We start from the raw sequence: 1,561 nt of genomic DNA on the forward strand, positions 1-1,561 counted from the left end.
GCATGGCAACGTCCTACCCTCGCAGGGGGCGATCCCCCAACTACTCTCGGCGTTAAGAAGCTTGACTTCTGTGTTCGACATGGGAACAGGTATATCCTTCTCACTATCGTCACCACACTCTGTGCTAACTTACGTTATCACTTGAGAAAACTTTTGTTCTCTCAAAACTGAACAATATCTATTTTTTCCTTCGAGATTCAACCACTTCTACTTGGTTAAGTCCTCGACCGATTAGTACTAGTCCGCTCCATGTATCACTACACTTCCACTTCTAGCCTATCTACCTGATCATCTTTCAGGGGTCTTACTTGCCCGAAGGCAATGGGAAATCTAATCTCGAGGTGAGTTTCACACTTAGATGCTTTCAGCGTTTATCTCATCCACACATAGCTACCCAGCGATGCTCCTGGCGGAACAACTGGTACACCAGCGGTGTGTCCATCCCGGTCCTCTCGTACTAAGGACAGCGCCTCTCAAATTTCCTACGCCCGCGACGGATAGGGACCGAACTGTCTCACGACGTTCTGAACCCAGCTCGCGTACCGCTTTAATGGGCGAACAGCCCAACCCTTGGGACCGACTACAGCCCCAGGATGCGATGAGCCGACATCGAGGTGCCAAACCTCCCCGTCGATGTGAACTCTTGGGGGAGATAAGCCTGTTATCCCCAGGGTAGCTTTTATCCGTTGAGCGATGGCCCTTCCATACGGTACCACCGGATCACTAAGCCCGACTTTCGTCCCTGCTCGACCTGTCTGTCTCGCAGTCAAGCTCCCTTCTGCCTTTACACTCTACGAATGATTTCCAACCATTCTGAGGGAACCTTTGGGCGCCTCCGTTACTCTTTAGGAGGCGACCGCCCCAGTCAAACTGCCCACCAGACACTGTCTCCCGCCACGATTAGTGGCGCGGGTTAGAGGGTTCATACAACGAGGGTAGTATCCCACCATTGCCTCCTCCGAAACTAGCGTTCCGGATTCTACGGCTCCTACCTATCCTGTACAAGCTGTACAAACACTCAATATCAAGTTACAGTAAAGCTCCATGGGGTCTTTCCGTCCTGTCGCGGGTAACCCGCATCTTCACGGGTATTATAATTTCACCGAGTCTCTCGTTGAGACAGTGCCCAGATCGTTACGCCTTTCGTGCGGGTCGGAACTTACCCGACAAGGAATTTCGCTACCTTAGGACCGTTATAGTTACGGCCGCCGTTTACTGGGGCTTCAGTTCAGAGCTTCGCTTACGCTAACTCATTCCCTTAACCTTCCAGCACCGGGCAGGCGTCAGCCCCTATACGTCATCTTACGATTTTGCAGAAACCTGTGTTTTTGATAAACAGTCGCCTGGGCCTTTTCACTGCGGCTGATCTTGCGATCAGCACCCCTTCTCCCGAAGTTACGGGGTCATTTTGCCGAGTTCCTTAACGAGAGTTCTCTCGCTCACCTTAGGATACTCTCCTCGACTACCTGTGTCGGTTTGCGGTACGGGTAGCTAAACTCTAACTAGAAGCTTTTCTCGGCAGTGTGACGTCAGGAACTTCGCTACTTAAATTTCGCTCCCC

Annotated in this window: 2 rRNA genes; both read right to left on the reverse strand. The window is 51.6% G+C overall.

The features are described from left to right. Positions 1 to 117: ribosomal RNA gene (gene rrf, locus IV86_RS08540) — 5S ribosomal RNA — on the reverse strand. 94 nt (positions 118 to 211) lie between these two features. Next, positions 212 to 1,561: ribosomal RNA gene (locus IV86_RS08545) — 23S ribosomal RNA — on the reverse strand; the annotation flags it as partial.

The organism is Pediococcus pentosaceus (assembly GCF_001437285.1).
Lineage (GTDB): Bacteria > Bacillota > Bacilli > Lactobacillales > Lactobacillaceae > Pediococcus > Pediococcus pentosaceus.